Source organism: Variovorax sp. 679 (assembly GCF_003952185.1).
GTDB lineage: Bacteria > Pseudomonadota > Gammaproteobacteria > Burkholderiales > Burkholderiaceae_C > Variovorax.
In genome coordinates this window covers 234,006-250,250 of sequence record NZ_RXFS01000003.1, presented here as the reverse complement: position 1 = coordinate 250,250, position 16,245 = coordinate 234,006, and the positions used below count along the sequence as shown (strand labels likewise).

Annotated in this window: 20 protein-coding genes and 2 pseudogenes; 16 read left to right on the top strand and 6 right to left on the bottom strand. The window is 62.5% G+C overall.

All coding sequences use genetic code 11. From position 1 onward, the window contains the following. The first annotated feature begins 141 nt into the window (after positions 1-141). The 3 genes from EJO71_RS08485 (at position 142) to EJO71_RS08475 (ending at position 3,114) form a co-directional block, all read left to right on the top strand. The gene (locus EJO71_RS08485) at positions 142-333 is read left to right on the top strand and encodes a heavy-metal-associated domain-containing protein (protein WP_116266867.1); all 192 of its coding nucleotides are present in this window, start codon (positions 142-144) and stop codon (positions 331-333) included. Between the two features lie 79 nt (positions 334-412). Further along, positions 413-2,851 carry a heavy metal translocating P-type ATPase gene (locus EJO71_RS08480; protein ID WP_125948416.1) on the top strand — a complete coding sequence of 813 codons (2,439 nt, stop codon included), beginning with the start codon at positions 413-415 and terminating at the stop codon, positions 2,849-2,851. A 44-nt stretch (positions 2,852-2,895) separates the two neighbouring features. Next, positions 2,896-3,114 carry a hypothetical protein gene (locus EJO71_RS08475; protein ID WP_125948417.1) on the top strand — a complete coding sequence of 73 codons (219 nt, stop codon included), beginning with the start codon at positions 2,896-2,898 and terminating at the stop codon, positions 3,112-3,114. A 10-nt stretch (positions 3,115-3,124) separates the two neighbouring features. Here the strand turns inward: EJO71_RS08475 and EJO71_RS08470 are convergent, their stop codons facing one another. Beyond that, positions 3,125-4,063, bottom strand: coding sequence for a LysR substrate-binding domain-containing protein (locus tag EJO71_RS08470; protein WP_125948418.1), 939 nt, complete (start codon positions 4,061-4,063; stop codon positions 3,125-3,127). 96 nt (positions 4,064-4,159) lie between these two features. Between EJO71_RS08470 and EJO71_RS08465 the strand changes: the two genes are divergently transcribed. The 7 genes from EJO71_RS08465 to EJO71_RS08435 are packed head-to-tail and all read left to right on the top strand — an operon-like array spanning position 4,160 to position 9,545. Then, complete coding sequence (locus EJO71_RS08465; protein ID WP_125948419.1) at positions 4,160-4,612, top strand: hypothetical protein; 453 nt, start codon at positions 4,160-4,162, stop codon at positions 4,610-4,612. A 33-nt stretch (positions 4,613-4,645) separates the two neighbouring features. Further along, entirely contained in the window at positions 4,646-5,815 is a 1,170-nt protein-coding gene (locus EJO71_RS08460) for a PLP-dependent aspartate aminotransferase family protein (protein ID WP_125948420.1), read from the top strand. 22 nt (positions 5,816-5,837) lie between these two features. Further along, positions 5,838-6,755 carry a transporter substrate-binding domain-containing protein gene (locus EJO71_RS08455; protein ID WP_125948421.1) on the top strand — a complete coding sequence of 306 codons (918 nt, stop codon included), beginning with the start codon at positions 5,838-5,840 and terminating at the stop codon, positions 6,753-6,755. A 58-nt stretch (positions 6,756-6,813) separates the two neighbouring features. After that, positions 6,814-7,551 (top strand): amino acid ABC transporter permease, encoded by a 738-nt coding sequence (locus EJO71_RS08450; RefSeq protein ID WP_125948422.1) that lies wholly within the window; start codon positions 6,814-6,816, stop codon positions 7,549-7,551. Then, the gene (locus tag EJO71_RS08445) at positions 7,551-8,240 is read left to right on the top strand and encodes an amino acid ABC transporter permease (RefSeq protein WP_125948423.1); all 690 of its coding nucleotides are present in this window, start codon (positions 7,551-7,553) and stop codon (positions 8,238-8,240) included. Before EJO71_RS08450 ends, EJO71_RS08445 begins: the two co-directional genes overlap by 1 nt. Before the next feature lie 9 nt (positions 8,241-8,249). Next, positions 8,250-8,984: an amino acid ABC transporter ATP-binding protein gene (locus tag EJO71_RS08440; RefSeq protein WP_125948424.1), complete on the top strand. Its 735-nt coding sequence runs from the start codon at positions 8,250-8,252 to the stop codon at positions 8,982-8,984. Between the two features lie 60 nt (positions 8,985-9,044). Then, positions 9,045-9,545: a cupredoxin family protein gene (locus EJO71_RS08435; protein ID WP_125948425.1), complete on the top strand. Its 501-nt coding sequence runs from the start codon at positions 9,045-9,047 to the stop codon at positions 9,543-9,545. A gap of 39 nt (positions 9,546-9,584) precedes the next feature. Here the strand turns inward: EJO71_RS08435 and EJO71_RS08430 are convergent, their stop codons facing one another. The 3 genes from EJO71_RS08430 to EJO71_RS08420 form a co-directional block, all read right to left on the bottom strand. After that, positions 9,585-9,887: a hypothetical protein gene (locus tag EJO71_RS08430; protein WP_125948426.1), complete on the bottom strand. Its 303-nt coding sequence runs from the start codon at positions 9,885-9,887 to the stop codon at positions 9,585-9,587. Between the two features lie 111 nt (positions 9,888-9,998). Further along, entirely contained in the window at positions 9,999-11,042 is a 1,044-nt protein-coding gene (locus tag EJO71_RS08425; RefSeq protein ID WP_125948427.1) for a beta family protein, read from the bottom strand. Positions 11,043-11,193: 151 nt separating this feature from the next. Continuing rightward, positions 11,194-11,838 (bottom strand): sce7726 family protein, encoded by a 645-nt coding sequence (locus EJO71_RS08420; protein WP_125948428.1) that lies wholly within the window; start codon positions 11,836-11,838, stop codon positions 11,194-11,196. A gap of 185 nt (positions 11,839-12,023) precedes the next feature. On the opposite strand from EJO71_RS08420, the gene EJO71_RS34285 reads away from it, so the two are divergent. The 3 genes from EJO71_RS34285 to EJO71_RS08405 are packed head-to-tail and all read left to right on the top strand — an operon-like array spanning position 12,024 to position 13,894. Then, positions 12,024-12,245 carry a hypothetical protein gene (locus tag EJO71_RS34285; protein WP_164546790.1) on the top strand — a complete coding sequence of 74 codons (222 nt, stop codon included), beginning with the start codon at positions 12,024-12,026 and terminating at the stop codon, positions 12,243-12,245. Beyond that, positions 12,242-13,264, top strand: coding sequence for an ImmA/IrrE family metallo-endopeptidase (locus tag EJO71_RS08410; protein ID WP_125948430.1), 1,023 nt, complete (start codon positions 12,242-12,244; stop codon positions 13,262-13,264). Before EJO71_RS34285 ends, EJO71_RS08410 begins: the two co-directional genes overlap by 4 nt. A gap of 3 nt (positions 13,265-13,267) precedes the next feature. Next, complete coding sequence (locus EJO71_RS08405) at positions 13,268-13,894, top strand: hypothetical protein (RefSeq protein ID WP_125948431.1); 627 nt, start codon at positions 13,268-13,270, stop codon at positions 13,892-13,894. Here EJO71_RS08405 and EJO71_RS08400 read toward each other — a convergent pair whose 3' ends face one another. Next, the gene (locus EJO71_RS08400; protein WP_125948432.1) at positions 13,895-14,335 is read right to left on the bottom strand and encodes a helix-turn-helix transcriptional regulator; all 441 of its coding nucleotides are present in this window, start codon (positions 14,333-14,335) and stop codon (positions 13,895-13,897) included. It lies immediately after the preceding gene. A 79-nt stretch (positions 14,336-14,414) separates the two neighbouring features. On the opposite strand from EJO71_RS08400, the gene EJO71_RS08395 reads away from it, so the two are divergent. The 3 genes and pseudogenes from EJO71_RS08395 to EJO71_RS08385 all read left to right on the top strand — a co-directional run bounded on the left by EJO71_RS08395 (position 14,415) and on the right by EJO71_RS08385 (position 15,939). Beyond that, a complete protein-coding gene (locus EJO71_RS08395; protein WP_125948433.1) occupies positions 14,415-15,059 on the top strand; it encodes a carbonic anhydrase in 645 nt (214 codons plus the stop codon). A 102-nt stretch (positions 15,060-15,161) separates the two neighbouring features. Then, positions 15,162-15,410: pseudogene (locus tag EJO71_RS08390) on the top strand (CoA transferase); the annotation flags it as partial. 112 nt (positions 15,411-15,522) lie between these two features. Further along, a complete protein-coding gene (locus EJO71_RS08385) occupies positions 15,523-15,939 on the top strand; it encodes a nuclear transport factor 2 family protein (protein WP_125948435.1) in 417 nt (138 codons plus the stop codon). 166 nt (positions 15,940-16,105) lie between these two features. Here EJO71_RS08385 and EJO71_RS34720 read toward each other — a convergent pair. Further along, positions 16,106-16,243, bottom strand: a pseudogene (locus EJO71_RS34720) (MbcA/ParS/Xre antitoxin family protein); the annotation flags it as partial. Between the last annotated feature and the right edge of the window lie 2 nt (positions 16,244-16,245).

The window sequence follows — 16,245 nt, the reverse complement described above, 5'->3', positions numbered from 1 at the left end:
TGGGCTGATGATGACGCTGGACGGTCAGGCCAGACATCGAAATGCCGACCTTTCTGCAAGGAAATGACCGGCACGCCACTTGACCTTCACATGGTGTCAACCTCGACACTGGGTGCCATCATCAACGAAGGAGCCCTTTTCATGCAAGAGTTCGAAATCCAGTCGATGTCCTGCGGCGGCTGCGCGAGCCGGGTGGCCCAGGCGGTCAAGAACCTCGACGCGCAAGCCAAGATCGAGGTCGACATGCCGACCCGGACTGTGCGCATCGAAACCACGGAGGATCGCGCGACCGTTGCTGCCGCCTTGGCGGAAGCGGGGTACCCACCGAAATAGTTGGCCCGCGCAGCCCGGCAGGCTGCGGGTGCACCGCCGGCCTGCCAGCTGTCTCTCAATTTCTTGTCGGAGAACTCGAATGAACGATATGTCCACCAGACAAACAGGACACCACCATGGCCACCCCGCGTCACATGGGCATGCGCCAGCGGCCGATTCGCCTGATGTGGCTAATGGGGCGCTGAAGGATCCTGTCTGCGGGATGAAGGTGACTGCGCAGTCTCCGCATGTCTTGCAGCACGAAGGCGCGTCGGTCTACTTCTGCAGTGCGGGCTGCAAGGCCAAGTTCGAGGCCAACCCGGCAAAGTATGCAAAGCGCAGCGAACAGCAGACGGTCCCGCTCGTACTCGCGCCCGCGGATTCCGCGCAGCCCGCCGCGCAAGGCACGGTCTACACCTGCCCCATGCACCCGGAGATCCGGCAGGACCACCCGGGCAACTGTCCCAAGTGCGGCATGACGCTGGAGCCCGAGATGCCGACCCTCGACGAGGGCGAAGATCCCGAGCTGAAAGACTTCAAGCGGCGCTTCTTCTGGACGTTGCCGCTCACCGTCGTCGTCACCGTGCTTGCCATGGCCGGCCATCGTCTGCAGTGGTTCGAGATGGGCGCGCAAAGCTGGATCGAGCTCGTGCTCACCGTGCCGATCGTGCTGTGGGCCGGGTGGCCGTTCTTCGAGCGCGCGGTGCAATCGGTGGCGAACCGCAGCCCGAACATGTGGACCCTGATCGGCCTGGGCACGGCCGCCGCCTTTGTCTACAGCGTCGTGGCCACGGTGGCGCCCGGCGTGTTTCCCGCGTCGTTCGTATCGATGGGGCGCGTGTCGGTCTACTTCGAAGCGGCGGCGGTGATCATCTCGCTCACCTTGCTGGGCCAGATCCTCGAGCTCAAGGCGCGCTCGCAAACCTCCGCGGCCATCAAGTCGCTGCTGGGGCTCGCGCCCAAGACGGCACGCCGGATCGGCGCCGACGGCACCGAGGAAGACGTCCCGATCGGCCATGTGCACGTCGGCGACAAGCTGCGCGTCAGACCGGGAGAAAAAGTACCCGTAGACGGGGTGGTGATCGAGGGCAGCAGCGCGGTCGACGAGTCGATGCTCACCGGCGAACCGTTGCCCGTGACTAAGCGCGTGGGCGACAAGCTCATCGGCGCGACACTGAACACCAACGGCGCACTGGTCATGCAGTCGGAAAAGGTCGGCTCGCAGACCGTGCTCGCGAGCATCGTGCAGATGGTCGCGCAGGCCCAGCGCTCCAGGGCACCGATGCAGCGGATGGCCGATCAGGTCGCAGGCTACTTCGTCATGACGGTCATCGCCATCGCGGTGCTGACCTTCTTCGCCTGGGGCTTCTTCGGGCCGCAGCCCAGCTGGGTCTACGGCCTCATCAATGCGGTGGCGGTGCTCATCATCGCCTGCCCCTGTGCGCTCGGCCTCGCGACGCCGATGTCGATCATGGTCGCCACGGGCAAGGCGGCCACGCAGGGCGTGCTGTTCCGCGATGCCGCCGCGATCGAGAACTTCCGCAAGGTCGATGCGCTCATCGTCGACAAGACCGGCACCCTGACGGAAGGCCGGCCGCAGTTCGAGCGCGCGGTGCCTGCGCCGGGCTTCACCGCAGACGAGGTGCTGCGCCTAGCAGCCAGCCTGGACCAGGGCAGCGAGCACCCGCTGGCCGACGCCATCGTGCGGGCGGCGCGCGAGCGCCAGCTGACGCTGGACACGCCCGAGGGTTTCGAATCCAGCAGCGGCATCGGCGTGAGCGGCGCCGTGGCTGGCAGGAAGCTGGCGCTGGGCAACACGGCGCTCATGGAACAGCTGCGCGTGCGGGTCGACGACCTCAAGCCGCAGGCCGAGGCCCTGCGGGCCGAGGGCGCGAGCGTCATGTTCCTGGCGGTGGACGGCCAGGCCGCCGGCCTGCTCGCGGTGTCGGACCCGATCAAGCCCACCACGCTGGAGGCGCTGGCCGCGCTCAAGGCCTCGGGCCTGCGCGTCATCATGGCCACCGGCGACGGGCTGACCACGGCCCGGGCCGTTGCTGCAAAGCTGGGCATCGACGAGGTGCACGGCGAAGTCAAGCCCGCCGACAAGCTCGCGCTGGTCGACAGGCTGCAGCGCGAGGGCCGCATCGTCGCGATGGCGGGGGACGGCATCAACGACGCTCCTGCGCTCGCCAAGGCCAACGTTGGCGTGGCGATGGGTACCGGCACCGATGTTGCGATGAACAGCGCTCAGGTGACGCTGGTCAAGGGCGACCTGCGCGGCATTGCGCAGGCGCGTGTCATCTCCGAGCAGACCATCGCCAACATGAAGCAAAACCTCGGCTTCGCCTTCCTTTACAACGCCCTGGGCGTGCCGCTGGCCGCAGGGGTGCTGTTCCCGTTCACCGGATGGCTGCTGTCGCCAATGATCGCGGCGCTGGCGATGAGCCTGAGCTCGGCCTCGGTCATCACCAACGCCTTGCGCTTGCGTGGAGCCAAGAGCGACGTTCACGCGTCCCACATCGGTGAAAGATCGACCTAGGGGCGTGCGGCCCGGGCGGCTTCGCTGCGCGCGAAGGAGTTCCCATGAAGAGCCCTAAGGCACTCGAGCTGCACTTGCTGGAAATCTACCAAGATGCCCTGCGACAGCGAAACTGGGCGGTTGCCGAGCACTTGCTGTGCGCCATCGAGGCGTGCGCCCCTGCCGATGCGCCGATCAGCGAGACAGTGGCGAAGGCCTACGGGGTCCTGGCCGCCGAGGCGCAAAAGCCTCGCTGCTGTGGGATGCGAACGAAGCGTCACTGAGGCTTGGCGGTCAAGCTTTGGCGCGGGGTTTGAGAAGATTGGCGAGGGCCTTCTGGTCTTCGGCCAACTGCATGCGCATGAGCTGAAGCACTCGAGAGGCGAGGCCGGACAGCGGCTGTCCCGGGGGCAGTACCAGCACCCCTGCGAAGGAGACCTCTAGAGACAGCGGGCGGATGACCAGGCCACGTTGGGCATACTCCATGGCTGTGACCGGATTGACAAAGCCGATGCCCATGCCGCTCAGGGCCATCTCGCACACGCTCGCCGCGTAGGGGGTTTCGACCAGCACGCTCAACCCGACGTTGCACTCCGCCAATGCCCGCTCCAGGCGTCGCCGGGACGCGTCCTCGGGGTTGAGCGCGAGGAATGGCTCTTCCGCGAGCTGATGCGGCTGGATAGTCCTGGCCTTGGTCAGCCGGTGCTTCGCGTGCATCACCACCACGCCCGGGAAGCGGGCAAATTCGGAATGCTCCAGGCCTGTCGTCGGCATCTCGTCGGCCATCAATCCGAAGTCGACCTGACGCCCCAGCACGGCTTCGTGCACCTCCCGCGAACTGAGCACCTGCAGCGAAATCTGGGGCCGTGCGTCGGCATCGCGGCGCTCGGCCACCAACCGCGATAGAACCCGTGGGACGAAGGTAAGGCCGAAGGCCGGATAGACCGCCATACGCAGGGTGTTCACCCCGAATCGCTTCAGGCTGCGCATGCGGTGCTCGATGCTGCTCAGACCCACGAAGACGCGCTCGACCTCGACCAGCAAGGCTTGCGCTTCGGGCGTCGGATGCAGACGCCCCCGCAGCCGGCGAAACAGCGGGAATCCAGCCGCTTCCTCGAGCCTGCGCAGCGACTGGCTGATGGCGGGCTGCGTGACACCCAGCAGCGCGGCCGCCTTGCTCGCAGACCCCACGGACATCACGGAACGGAACACCTCGATCTCTCGGAGCAACATATAACAACCGCTTATGGAGAAAGAACCTCGAGCACGATCCGGATTATCCCCGTCGTCCTAAAGTTGGCGTCTTCAGCCACCTTCCGGAGAAGCGACATGAAACTTCAAACAGCTCTTGCAGTGACCGTCCTGGCATGCGCTGCGCCTGTCTGGGCGCACGATTTTTCCGGCGACATCGCCAAGTTCCAGACCATCGCTGCGAGCAAGAAGCCCGACAGCCAACAGGCGCTTGCCGCGAGGCTCGCGCTGGAGCGCGCGCAGGGCGAGATGGAGCAGTCGGACGTGAAGATGGTGTTGCGCATCCGCTCGATGACCAACGCCGGCCTGCGTGCCATCGGCGAACAACCGGCCTTTCTCACCAGCGAGTACAAGCGCCTGGAGGCCGCACTGGCCAACCCAAAGACCAATGACCCGGCCAAGATTGCCGCCGCCAAGGAAACCTTCGCTCGCCTGACGGTGGAGATGAAGGTCTATACCGATCTCGAGAACATGGCCGTCGACCAGATGAAGCAGGCACTGCAGCTCATCGAATCCGCACCCGCCAACTGATCGCAACTCCGACGAACAGCTCCGTCCTCTATCGTGAACTCTCCCATTCCCAACCTCGACACTCCCCGGCGTAACGCGTTCGCCAGCCTGGTCCCACCGGTGTGGCGTGCTTCCACGGTCGTCTTCGATTCGCTCGACGATTTCGTAAACCGCCGCACCCGCCTGCCCGATGGCTTCAGCTATGGCACCACGGGCACACCGACACAGCGCGCCCTCGAGACACGTATCGCCGAGCTGGATGGCGCCGCGCATTGCGTCGTCTTTCCCTCTGGACAGGCGGCCATCTGCAGTGCGCTGCTGGCGCTGCTCAAGAAGGGCGACCACCTGCTGATGACCGACGCCGCCTACGGTCTGGCCAAATCCTTCGCCGCCGAACGGCTGCAGGCGCTGGGCATCGAGGTCGAGTTCTATCCGCCGCGCATTGGCGCGGACATCGAGCGCCTCGTGCGCCCCAACACGCGGCTCATCTGGCTGGAGTCCCCCGGAACAGTGACCATGGAAGTGGAAGACGTGCCGGCGATCACTGCCGTCGCGCGCGCTCGCGGCGTGCTGACTGCCATCGACAACACCTGGGCCAGCCCGCTGGGCTTCGCGGCCTTGGCGCACGGCGTGGACCTGTGCGTTCACGCCTGTACCAAGTACATGGGTGGCCATTCCGACGTGCTCATGGGCAGTATCGCAATCAATGACGAGGGCCTGTACAGGTCGTTGCGCGGCCTCCAATCGCAGATGGGGTTGGCCGTGAGCCCAGAGGATTGCTTCCTGGTCGCCCGGGGCCTGGACACGATGCAGGTGCGCATGGAGCGCCAGGCCACCAGCGCGCAGCTGATTGCCGAGCGACTCGCGGTGCATCCCCTGGTGCGCCGGATGCTCTTTCCGGCGCTGCCCGGCGCGCCGGACCATGCGCTCTGGGCGCGCGATTTCAAGCAGTCCGGCTGCGTGATGTCGTTGCAGCTCGTAGACAGTTCCTACGACGCTTATCGGGCACTGTTCGCAAAGCTGAAGCTCTTTTCCATCGGCGCGAGTTGGGGTGGCGTGCGCAGCATCGCGGCCTTCTACCCTGCGGAGGAGATCGCCAAGCGCAATTTCTGTGACGTCCAAGGGCCGGTCATCCGCTTGTCGATTGGCCTGGATGATCCCCAGGCGCTGCTCGACGAGTTGCTGGACGCCTTGAGCGCCCATGAGACGAGTTTCAACCTCTGATTCACGATATCTGGAGCCCGCGATGAACCTCAAGCCAATCATTCACTCAGCACTGTCCCGATCCATTTTCGCAGCCGCAAGCATCGCGCTATGCGCCAGCGTTGCAGCGCAGACGCTGGATGGCACGCTCAAGAAGATCAAGGACACCGGCACCATCACTGTGGCCACACGCGGCGCGTCCATTCCGTTCAACTACCTGGACGACAACAACAAGCAGGCGGGCTTTGCGTGGGAGATCTCACAGCGTGTGGTCGAACAGGTGAAGAAGGATCTCAAGCTCGCCAAGCTCGAGGTCAAGACGCTGGAAGTCACGCCGCAGACGCGCATTCCGCTGGTGGCCAACCAGACCGTCGACCTGGAGTGCAGCTCCACCACGAACAACGCCGAGCGCCAGAACCAGGTGTCGTTCTCCACAACCTTCTTCGTGGTTGGCGCGCGCCTGCTGGTGCGCAAGAACGCGGGCATCAAGCACTGGTCGGATCTTGTGGGCAAGAACGTCGTCGTGAGCGCGGGCACCACAGCCGAGCGCATGCTGCGGCAGCTCAACGAGAAGAACAAGTGGGGCATCAACATCATCCTGGCCAAGGACATCAACGAGAACTTCCTGACCGTCGAAACCGGCCGGGCCGTGGCGGCCACGCAGGACGACATCATTCTCTTCAGCAACATCGCGCGGGCCCGCAATCCGGCGGACTGGGAGGTGGTCGGCGTGCCCCAGCAGAAGGAGGCCTACGGCTGCATGCTGCGCAAGGGTGACGTTGCCTTCAAGAAGCTGGTCGACGGCGTGATCACCGGAATGATGCGCTCCGGCGAGTTTGCCTCGCTGTACGAGAAGTACTTCTTGAAGCCCATTGCGGTGAAGGGCAGCGTGACTGTCAACTTCCCGATGTCGTCCGACATGCAAGAACTCCTGCGTCATCCGAACGATCAGCCGCTGTAAGCCGCTGGCGCCCCACGTTTGACGATCGTCCTCACGAATCATCTAAGCACTCTTCACGATGCACTACACCTGGGATTGGCTGATCTTCTTCAAGCCTTCGGTCACAGGCGAGGGCCTGTACGGCATGATGTTGCTGCGCGGATTGCTGTGGACGGTGGTGTTGTCTCTGCTGGCCTGGACACTGGCACTGGGCATTGGTCTGATCGCCGGGGTCGCTAGGACGTTGCCCAACCGCGCTGCGCGGTACCTGTCGACGGCGTACATCCACTGTTTTCGCAATACACCGTTGCTCGTGCAGCTGTTTCTCTGGTACTTCGTGGTGCCGGAGTTGTTGCCCCTCGAATGGGGCAATGCGCTCAAGCAGATGAACCCGACGACAAACCAGTTCCTGACCGTGCTGGTGGGGCTCACCCTGTACACGGCGGCGAAGGCGGCGGAACAGGTGCGCGCGGGCATCGAGTCGGTGCCGCGCAGCCAGAAGCAGGCAGCCATGGCACTCGGGCTGGGGACCGCGGCGGCCTATCGGCACGTGGTCCTGCCGCAGGCCCTTCGCATGGTCATCCCGCCGCTGACCTCGGACTTCTTGAATGTCTTCAAAAATTCGGCCGTCGCACTCACGATCGGGCTCATGGAGCTGACCGGGCAGACGCGCCAACTCAGCGAGTTCAGCGCCCATCCGTTCGAGGCCTTCATTGCGGCGACGCTCATCTACATGGCGATCACCTACGGCGTGATCGTGCTGATGCGTCACATCGAACGCCGGGTTCGGGTGCCCGGATTGCTGGGAGCCGCGTGATGGGCTACGACTTCGATTGGGCCTCCCTGCAGCGCGCTTGGCCCTACCTGCTGCAAGGCCTGCAGATGACCGCCTTCCTGGTGGTGGCCTCCATGGCCGCCGGGATCGGTCTCGGGACCTTGTTGGCGATCACCCGGATCTTTGCGCCGCGGCCGGTGGCGGCCCTCGTGGCGGGGTATGTGAACCTATTCCGCTCGATTCCGCTGATCCTCACGATCCTGTGGATCTACTTCCTGATGCCGGTGGTGCTCCGCGGCGTGACCGGCGATCCCAACCTCAGCGTCGGGCCGATCTATGCCGCCCTCGTGGCGTTCGTGCTTGCGGAGTCCGCCTACTACTGCGAGATCATCCGCGCCGGCATCGGCAGCGTGCGTGCGGGCCAGATGCAGGCGGCGCAGTCCCTGGGGATGTCGCCATGGCAAGCCATGCGGCATGTGATCCTGCCGCAGGCGTTTCGCAACATGACGCCCTCGCTCATCAACCAGACCATCGCCCTGCTCAAGGACACCTCGCTGGTCTATGTGATCAGCCTGAATGACTTCCTCGGTGCCGCCAGCAAGGTGGGGCAACGTGACGGGCGCGTTGTCGAGGTCTACATCCTGGTCGCCGTCGTCTACCTGGTGCTGTGCACGGCAGGCGCCTGGTGGGTCACCTGGCTGCAGCGGCGCAAGGCCGCGGCGACGATCTGAATGAACGCAATGATCGAAATCAACGACGTCTCCAAGTGGTACAGCCAGTTCGCGGTGCTCACGGAATGCAGCACCGACGTTCGCGAGGGCGAGGTGGTCGTGGTCTGTGGCCCTTCCGGCTCCGGTAAGTCCACGCTCATCAAGACGGTCAACGCGCTGGAGCCCATTCAACGCGGCAGTATCACGGTCAATGGCATCCAAGTCTCCGATCCCAAGACCGACCTACCGAAGCTGCGCTCCCGGGTCGGCATGGTGTTCCAGCACTTCGAGCTCTTTCCACACTTGAGCGTGATGGAGAACCTTGTACTGGCGCAAGTTCAGGTGCTCAAACGCTCGCGTGCAGAAGCGGTCGAGCGCGGGCTGCGCATGCTCGATCGTGTGGGCTTGTCGATCCACAAGGACAAGTTCCCGGGCCAGCTCTCTGGTGGTCAACAACAGCGCGTCGCCATTGCGCGGGCGTTGTCGATGGATCCGATCGTCATGCTGTTCGACGAGCCGACCTCGGCGCTCGACCCAGAGATGGTGGGCGAGGTGCTCGACGTCATGGTGAAGCTCGCACGCGAAGGCATGACGATGATGGTAGTGACCCACGAGATGGGGTTTGCCAGGCAGGTCAGCGACCGAGTGATCTTCATGGACCAGGGGCGCATTGTCGAGGACTGCTCGAGCGAAGAGTTCTTCGGGCGTCCCGAGAGCCGGGCACCGCGCGCGCAAGACTTCCTCTCCAAGATCCTCGCGCACTGAGGGTCGAAAAAGCCATCGAACCCATTTCCCAAAAAGCCCAACAACCTCCCAAGGAATCTCATGAAATCGATCAAGACATTGGTGCTCGCCAGCACCCTGGCGTTCTCGAGCCTGGCCCTCGCACATGGCGATGAGGACCACAGCGCGTCGAGCGGGCCCGTGCGCAAGGAACAAAAGAACTGGGGCATCGCGGGCGATGCGAGCGCGGCCAAGCGAACGCTGGAATTCAAGATGAGCGACAGCATGCGCTTTACACCTGATCGCATCCAGGTCAAGCAAGGCGAGACCGTGCGGCTGTTCATTCGCAACGAAGGACAAGTCATGCACGAGTTCGTGATCGGCACGAAGAAGGAGCTCGACGAACATGCCGCACTCATGATGAAGTTTCCCGGCATGGAGCATTCCGAGCCCTACATGGCGCATGTCGCTCCTGGCAAGACCGGCGAGATCGTCTGGACCTTCAACCGTGCGGGCGAATTTGATTTCGCCTGTCTCATCGCGGGACACTACCAAGCTGGCATGGTCGGCAAGGTCAAAGTCGCGGCCGCCACAGGATCTTGAGGGCGACGCCGGAGGACACGCCGTCGTGAGAAACCCTCACTACCGTGGATAGCCGGGTTTCAGGGTGAGAAAGTTTTCAACGATCCACGCTGTGACCTTGGTTCTTCCTTGAACATTCGGCGGCAGTTTTTCATGCACGATCCATTCGATGATGAGCCGCGTTGCCTTCGACAGGTCGGCCTTCTCAGGTCCGACAAACGAGTTGAGGTAAGCAAGGACTTCGTAACCTTCCTTGCGGCTCAACCGATCCGCATCTGCTTTCACCTTGGTCGGATCGTCTCCGGGAACGGCAGTCCAGCTGTAGTCCGTGTAGTACAAATCGGCTTTGGTAAGTTGGGGCATGGTGTTCCTTGGAAGCTAGCTCTGTAGGTGCGGGACTGCGCGTTGCGGTGTTGCGTGCGGGTGCGAGTGCTGCGTTAGGAAGAAGGAAGCGGCCGAATCAGTCCCGCTGTCTCATATGGCCGACGACGTGAACACCAGGTGGTGACTCGCGGCATCGCGCCGCCAACTGGTCGGGTTGCCATTGCCGAGCACGCCGACGGACGCTTTGTCGTAGCAATCGTCGCCGTAGCTGAACGCGGCGCCTGAATACACCGGATCGCCTTTGAGCAGGATGCACAGGTTCTTGTATTGATCCTGCTTCCCCTTCTTGAAACCGCCAGCCTTGAACAAGCGCCAGAAGCCGTCGCTGGCATAGCGGATGGCCACCGACGGATTCATCATGGTGGGATCGATGTCAGGCGCCGGAGCCGGGTTGCTTACGGTGTAGTCGCTGAACAGCACCTTTGCGTATGCAGGTTTGGCAACCAACGTCTTCCAAGCTTTCCATTCAACGCGCTCGATGTCGTGGAGCCCTTGCTTGCGGCCCACGAGGTTCAGCGGAAATGAGCCACCGGCGAGCGTGGTGCTGCTGCACCCGGCCGCAAGCGCCTCGTCAAGATAAGGCTGTACAGCCGCTATGCACGCCGCGGGGGCGACACCCACGATAGAGAACTGATCGACGAGCAGATGAAGCCTCGACTTAGCGATACCCGCGCCGACCACGACTTTCACAAAATCCTTGACCTGGTCGGAGGTCACGCCGTGTGTCTGGATCCTGAGCACGAAGACCTCGAAGGCCTTAGTGAGATCCGGCAGGTCTGCCGGACGCGCAACCATCGCCTCCGTGATGACCGGGATGATCTGACGACCGGTCAGTGCCGACAGGCGCTTGCAGATCGAGGTGAGCACCTGGGTCTGTTTTGCGTAGGTGGGCATGAAGTACCGAATGTCGATCGCGATGGGCGTGCCCTGCGGAATCGATTTGGCCATTTGCCCTCCAATCTTGGTGATGTACGGCACCAGCGTTTCGGAGAGCGTCCCCTTCTTGGGGTCGATGGGGAGAATTTCGATCAGCGGGACCATTTCATCCCACTGGGCGCCCGTGAGCTTGCTCAAGGCGATCCGTTCCCCCTGCTTCCATTTCAGGATGGGCAGGTATTTCCATATCGCAGGCATTGATCCCTCCAGACTTTTTTGAGTCTAAAGGGTACGTCACGATTGCTTACACTGGATTACGGGATTTCCCAGGCTCCACCAACGCTGCGGTTTCAGTTCGCCGATGTATGTCTCGCTTTGTTGGCCTTGTTGGTTCAGGCCGCGCCACGGCCTATGCCAAGCAACTCAGTGCGAAGGCGACGGCATCCGAGGTGCCATCCGAAGTGAGCGAAGTCGACGGCAAGAAACCCGCCTGCCGTTTGCGCAGAAAACTGGTGACAGCTTCGCGCAGCGTACGCACGCTCAGTTCCCGAGCGAGCATTTCTTGCAACTCGAACTTCGTAGCTCGCTTGGGCGGCAGTTCGCCCCTATGCGACGCCAGCGCTTCGATGCATTCGGCGCGCCACAAGAGCATGGCCATGCTCAGGCGGTCCTGTATCGGGTTGGCCTTCGGCTTGCGCAGCACGCGCAGTGCGAGCGTGCCGTCCACACGGCGCGCGGCTGACCAGACGCCCCACCATGTAGGCATCAAGGCCAGACTGGCCTCGGAATAGATCGGACCCGTGACCAACGTCACCCGGTCGAAGACGCGGTTGTAGGCATGAATCTGGTTGTGCAAGCGTGCGAACGAATCGAGATCGCTCTTCAGCTCGAAGGCGCTGAGCTGTGTATCCACCAGCGCCAGATCTACCCGCGCCTCCCCACCTTCGATCCCGAGCTCTTCGAAGAGCCTTCCACCCGACTTGGTGGCGTCGGCGAGGAGTCGCGAACGCACCGCTTGGCGCAGCTCGCTTTCGGTGATGGAGGGAGTGCTCATTTTATGCATTGTATAATGCAACTATGCCAAGAACAGCAAAGCCCACCACGTTGGAAGCGGTCCGGGCCAGAGAAGCACTCAGGCTGTACCTGAAGCGACAGAGCATGTCGGTGAATGCGCTTTCTCAGGCTGCAGGTGTAGGCCAGCCCACAGTCAGCCGGTTTTTGAGCGGGCGGACGAAGTCCGTGACGACAGCCATTCGGCCGCTGTTGGATTATGCAAATATTGATTTCGAAAATGGCATAACAGAGATAGGCGGTGTGCTCGATAATCCCCGTGTGCGAGACGCGCTCGAGCGTGTCTGGGACGGGCGGCCGGAGACGGCCGACTTGCTCGCCCGATTGATCGAGGCGTTGGGACCCGTCTTGAAGAGCGCGCCATTGACGGCAACCAGGAACATGCTGTGACCCATCCGGATGCCAAGACCATCTACCAAGCCGTGTCGGCGATCGGCCTGACGCGCGCGCAAGTGCGCCGGCTGCTGCCTGACTGGTGGGACCCTGCGCTGGAGAAGGAACGCGGCGGTGCGGCGGAGTTGGCGATGCACGTCAGCAGGCGGCTGAGCGTCGAGCTTCAGCCGCTGCTGTCGGGTCAGATCGTTCCCAAGGGCGCCATGGCCAGTGTTGCCTACAAGCACTCGGTCAACATCGAGGCATCGTCACTGTCGGCCGCGAGCTTCATTGCGTCATCTCTCGCACAGGCAGTGCTGGCTGCCTTGCCGATCTCATATGTTCCGCTGCCTCAAGATCCAAGCGAGTTGCGCGCACTGGCCATGCGCGATCGCGCTGGTCAGTTCGGCTTCAGTGCTCTTCTGGACCTGTGCTGGGCCCACGGAATCCCGGTGATTCCCTTGCCACACCTGCCTGTGGGCGTGCGCAAGATGGATGGGGCCGCGCTGCAGTTGGGCGGACGTCCGGCCATCGTGATCGCGAAGAAGAAGTCGTCGCGGGCCTGGCTGAGCTTCATCCTGGCGCATGAGATCGGACACATCGCACTGGGGCACCTGCGCCCCGGATCCTCCATCATCGACGTATCGCTTCAGGAGACGAGCACGTATGCAACCGAGTTGTCGACAGACGGCCAGGAGGCAGAAGCAGACAGCTTCGCGCTCCAGACGCTGGGCGGCGATGAGGTGACGGCGCATGTGACCAAATGGCCAGCCTTGGCTGCGCCTGTGGACATCGCGGTACTTGCCCGCGGCGCTGCTGGCGCTGTGGGCATCGAAGCGGGGCACTTCGTTCTGAGATATGCCTTTCTCACGAAGCGTTGGCCCACCGCGCTGACGGCGTTGAACTTCCTCAGTGAAGACCTGGATCCAGAGGGGGCGCTCCTGCAGCAGTTGCGCTCGCACCTGGATCTCAGTCGCGTCGCCGATGACCTGCAGGACCTCGTGTCGCAGATCACCGGCTGGGATGGAGCGAACTGAAGCGTGCGTCTACTGATAGACGTCGACGCGCTGTGCAAGCTGGCGCATTGGGGGCTTCTCGATGAGATCCCATCGTTGATGGGCATCCCGCTGCAAGAGTGCACTACGCTCGCCTCGTCAAAGTACCGGGCCATCAAAGCAAAGAGCAAGCTCGACATGCGTGTGTTCCACGCAGTCGAGGCAGCCGACCGCGTGCTCGAAGCCATAGCCTTGATGCAGGCGCCGATAGAGCCTGCGAGCCAAAGCCTTGGGGATTTCGAAAACGTGTTGGGCATCGACGCCGGTGAGGCGGTGCTTCTCGCATCGCTCGTGGCCGCGCCAGATACAAGGCTGCTGACCGGAGACAAGCGGGCGCTGCGCGCACTCGCAGCGCTACCGCCTGAAGCGCGTGAACCGTTTCATGGTCGGGTGATCTGCGTGGAGCGAATCATCGAGGCAGGGCTGAACCAATGGGGATTGGACGTCCTTCGATCTAAGGTGTGTCCTTGGAAGAAGATCGACGTTGCAGTGAACATCATCATGGGGAGTCGCTGCGACGCAGGGGAGGCCTCGGTCCGGGAGGCGCTCGCCTCGTACATCGGCGAACTGACTTCGCTGTGCGATCCCTCGCTGATCTGCGAAAAGCTCTGACTATCGCGTGGTTAGGCGCTCCGCAATTTCGCGTGCGCCAAGATCTCGCGCTGCCGCAAGATTTTCGAGTTGTGCCGCCCGCGGGCGTGCCTTGCCTTGTTCCCAGTGGTAGATCGTTTGCCCGGAAACGCCGATCAGTTGCCCATAGCTCGCCGCGGAGAGCCCGAGCTTTGCGCGGTGTGCCGCCAACCTGGTTGCGCTGAATCGGCGCTTCGTGCCTTCTGCCGCTTCATTGTCCGGATCAACGGCTGTGGCGGGGCGCTTCGAACCCTTCGCAACACGACGCAGTTCCTTCTCAAGTGAATTCACTTGGCGACGTAGCTCAGCAATCGATGAGCGATGGGCGACGGATGCCTTCTTGAGCGTTTCTATCTCAGCGCGCACCTCTTTGCGAGCAACGCGGGAGATTTCAGCTTTCAGGATCGAGGCGATGTTTGGCATGGACGCATTGTGCCGTCTCGTCGCCGCGCTTGTAGCCGGACAAATCCTTGGAGAACTTTGGGCAGATTAGACTGCCGGCATGCAAGACATCATTGCCGGCTTTCTTCGCTTCCAGGCGGAAGTATTCCCCACTCGTAAGGAGCTCTTCCGGGAGTTGGCAAAGAGCCAGACCCCAAAGGCGTTGTTCATCTCGTGTTCGGACAGTCGGATGGTGCCCGAGCTCGTCACGCAACGAGAGCCGGGGGATCTCTTTGTCATGCGCAACGCAGGCAACATCGTTCCTTCCTTCGGTCCAGAACCCGGTGGCGTCTCGGCAACCGTTGAGTTCGCTGTATCGGCGTTGAAGGTCAGCGATATCGTCATCTGCGGGCATTCTGATTGCGGCGCCATGAAGGCGATTGCAACCTGTGCCTGCCTGGACACGATGCCTGCTGTGAAGTCTTGGCTGCGCTACGCTGACGCCGCGCGCATGATCAATGAAGCGAAACCGCACGCGGACGAACGCTCACGCGTGGATGGCATGGTGCGGGAAAACGTACTCGCTCAATTGAACAACTTGCGAACGCACCCGTCTGTTGCGCTGGCACTTGCCCAAGGTACGCTGACTCTGCACGGCTGGGTTTACGACATTGAAAGCGGCTCGATTGACGCGCTGGACATGGGGACGAATAGTTTTGTGCCGTTGGCGAACCATCCTGCGGCTAGAAAGCCGGATAGCGCCTGATTTAGGGCCACGAGATCCAGATACTGCGGCAGCCTTGTTGGCCTCAAGCTCCGTACTAGCCCCGCGACGAACTCACGAGTTTTTGGTTTCGGGCAGGGCCAGGTCGTGGACGTCGCTATCGTCGATGGAGCAGCGCTTATGACCAATCTGCTGCTGTCACTTCAGGCCGCAGGGCAAATGAGCACGACACGCGGGCTAAGCCTGCTGGATGGCCCGCACTGGCACAACACCTGCCGTTGTGCCGACGATGGCTTTGTCTCGATCGCGTCCCTCGGGCCAAAGTCCTACCGCGAACTGTGTGATCGCCTCGAACTTGCCTGCGATCCTGCGTTTGAGAAGCCCTATGCGTAAGCGAACAGCGATCCCGCCTTGTCTTCGCAATGGCTCCTGACCAGCAAGCTAGACTTCTGGTGTCGGCCAGCATCGGACACTGGCGTCGAAGCAGCCAAACGGACAAGCACACATGACGCAACAGCTTACGGATCTCTTCAATCGTTGGGAACAGGTTTGGCACGAGGGCAGCTTTGACCTCGTCCCCAGTTGCGTGACGGAGACTTACACCCGTCACGATCAGAAGGGGGACCGGACAGTGAGTCGCGAGGCCTATGCCGCCGAGATCGCCCAGATGCGCCAAGCCAGACCGGGAATCCGTATCGTGGTCTACGACCACTCCTTCAGTGGTGATCGCGCTTGGTATCGGTTCGCTTTCAAGTGGAACGACCCGCAGACTGGGGAAGCGCAGAGCCAGGCGGGTCTCCAACTCTATCGGACAGTCGGCGGCAAACTTACCGAGACGTGGCTAACGCTTTCGCCCTTGGGCTCGGCATGGCCGGATACCGAAGCCCAAGCGAGTTGGACAAGCCCATCCCCAGTCAAGTAGCGCAGCCCGAGGAAGGCGCGCGCATGCTGGCCACCGCGGCTGTCGGCGAAGTCGAACACCGACTGGCCACCCCGGATCCGTTCCACCCTGGGGCAACATCACAATGAGGTATTCGTCGAATGGGCGGAGAGCAAGAGGGGGACGGCAGTCCCATCTTGACCTTGCGTCATGCGTAGGCGCCTCTTTTGGCAAGAGAGAGGATGTTCGATACGACCACCTGTCCCTCTGCAGTGTCCATCAGTGCCGCAGGTCGTTGCCCACCGAGAGCGGGTAAAGGCTGATCGAGCCACTGCGCAACCCATGTTG